Origin of the sequence: Protofrankia sp. Cr1, from assembly GCF_963555865.1 — a bacterium.
In the GTDB taxonomy this organism is placed as follows: Bacteria; Actinomycetota; Actinomycetes; order Frankiales; family Frankiaceae; genus Protofrankia.
In genome coordinates, this window is the sequence record NZ_CAUVXO010000621.1 from 1,242 (window position 1) to 3,578 (window position 2,337).

At 62.9% G+C, this 2,337-nt stretch carries 4 protein-coding genes; all 4 read left to right on the forward strand.

Features of this window, described 5'->3' with window-relative positions:
• Nucleotides 1-131: 131 nt before the first annotated feature.
• Nucleotides 132-470, forward strand: coding sequence for an XRE family transcriptional regulator (locus U9980_RS26890; RefSeq protein WP_239336476.1), 339 nt, complete (start codon nt 132-134; stop codon nt 468-470).
• Between the two features lie 476 nt (nt 471-946).
• Nucleotides 947-1,144 (forward strand): hypothetical protein, encoded by a 198-nt coding sequence (locus tag U9980_RS26895; protein WP_322770489.1) that lies wholly within the window; start codon nt 947-949, stop codon nt 1,142-1,144.
• Between the two features lie 93 nt (nt 1,145-1,237).
• A complete protein-coding gene (locus U9980_RS26900) occupies nt 1,238-1,387 on the forward strand; it encodes a hypothetical protein (protein WP_322770490.1) in 150 nt (49 codons plus the stop codon).
• 1 nt (nt 1,388) lies between these two features.
• On the forward strand, nt 1,389-2,337 hold a 949-nt coding region (locus U9980_RS26905), incomplete at its 3' end, for an ATP-binding protein (protein ID WP_322770491.1).

Here is a 2,337-nt window from a genome sequence, read left to right on the forward strand (position 1 = left end):
CACAGGTCACCGTCTGCCCATTCGCGTCTGGTTGGTTGCGGAGCAGCCGGGAGCGTCGGGAGAGGCGGGTCGAGAGGAGCGGATGAACGCTATGACCTTCACCTTGCCGAGATCGAGAGGAGGGACTACCGATGACAACGATGCGATGGGACGACGTCAAACGCCAGGCCGAGCAGGCACGTGTCGCCGCCGGCTATCCGGTACGGACCGATGCCGACCGCGAGGCCGGGCAGCGCCGCCTCGACGACGAGATCCACGCCTACCGGCTGGCCGAGGTCCGACGCAGCCGTGCTCTGACTCAACGTGAGGTCGCCGAAACCATGGGTGTATCCGGCCCTCGCATCTCCGACGTGGAACGCGGAAAGCTGGACGTGGTGTCGGTGTCAGTCCTGCGCGCCTACGTCGAGGCACTTGGCGGACGGTTGAAGGTCACGGCCGAGTTCGACGACTCGAGCTACATCGTCGCCTGACATCGACAGCCGTCACCGAACAAAGCGGCAGCCCGTAACAAACCGCAACGATGCTGCCCGCTGCTCAGCAAGCATGTGGAGTGTGGGTGCGCCGCCAGGGACTTGAACCCCGAACTCGCAGATTAAGAGGAAAGAGCGGCTTGTCCATCAATGTCCGTGGACGTCCGTCCCCGTTGCAGTACAACTGCAGTACGGCACCGCTTTGGGCGCCAGTGACGGAAGGTAAGGATCGTCCCGTCCGGCATCCGGCTGGCCCCTATGGAATCCCGTAGGCCGGTTATCGTGACGGCCTTCGCGGTCGACTGGGATCTCGTCATCTCCAGGTCGTTTGATGATTCAAAAGCTATGCTGCGTGCTTCGGTGGGCTGAGGGTCTTCTTCACGCCTGTCGAGGTGGCTGACAATAGTGCAGCTCGCGGGAAGTTGCCGGAAGATCCTCCCCCGTGCCCGGGGGACGGGACGCCGGGGGAGGCCAGGATGAACTACGAGGTGCCGGCCGCCCTGGTTGGCGTTGAGTTTGTCGATCTTTCGCCTGCTTCGCAGGTAGCACTCGACGATGCATTGGCGGAAGCCGACGCCGGTTATACCGAGTTGTACGACAGCGTCGAGGACTTCGACGCCGACTTGCGGGCTGCCGTCGTTGGCGACCTGATCGAGTATCCTCGCACGGCCTGACCGTTACTTCCGCTCCGTGAGTGAGCAGGTCGTGAGCAGACGGGTACTGGGCCGGTTGTGCCCACGTTCGAGCGGACCATACGGTTCCTGGACATGTACCGCCAGCTGACCCCTGCCCAGCGTGAGCGGTTCCTGCGTGCACGGGACATGTTCCTCGTTGATCTCCGGGCAGGGGGTGGGTTCCGCAAGGGGCTGCGGGTCAAGGGTGTGCGGACCCGGCCGGGGGTCTATTCACGCACATGAGATGTTGGCGTACGAGATCGACCGGGGTGCGGCGGACTACGGCGCGCTGCCCATCCCGCAGGTCGGATGGGGCGATCTTGAGGCGTTGGAGTTCGACCGGTTGCGTCGGCTTGTGGCGGAGTCGCATGGACGTGGCGACGCTGTGCTTGCAAGACTGTCGGATCTTGACATCGCCAAGGCTCTCGGTGTTGTGCGGAGTGACGGGGATACTGTCAGCGTGCTCGCTGGGGCGCTCCTGTTGTTCGGTCGGGAGGACGCATTACGCCGTTTCCTTCCTACGCACGAAGCGGCTTTCCAGGTCCTACGCGGTCTTGCCGTGGAGGTCAACGACTTCTTCCGGTGGCCGTTGTTTCGTTTGGCCGAGGAGATGCTGGCTCGCTTCAACGCACGTAACACCGAGGAGGAGATCCAGTTTGGATTGCTCCGCGTCGCAGTCCCGACCTACTCGGCGGTGGCGTTCCGTGAGGCGCTCGCCAATGCATTGATCCACCGTGATTATACCGCGCGTGGTGCTGTTCATGTTCAGTGGAAAGATGACCAGCTTGAGATTTCCAATCCGGGTGGTTTCCCTTCTGGCGTCCGGTTGGATAATCTGCTCGTCGCCCCGCCGCATCCGCGTAATCCGCTACTTACCGATGCGTTCAAGCGGGCGGGTATCGTCGAGCGTACCGGCCGCGGCATCAATCGGATCTTTGAGGAGCAGTTGCGTTTCGGCCACAGCCCTCCTGACTACGGCCGGACGACCGATTCAGGTGTGGTGGCTGTACTTCCCGGCGGCCCGGCGGATCTTGCACTGACGCGGTATGTTCTGGAGCAGGATAGCGCCGGCCATCCGTTGAGGTTGTCGGATCTCCAGGTCGTCACAGAACTTCTCCATGACCGCCGTCTGAGTGCGGCTCAGGTGGCCGGTTTGTTGCAGACCAGCGAGGCCGAGACGCGCCGCCAGTTGT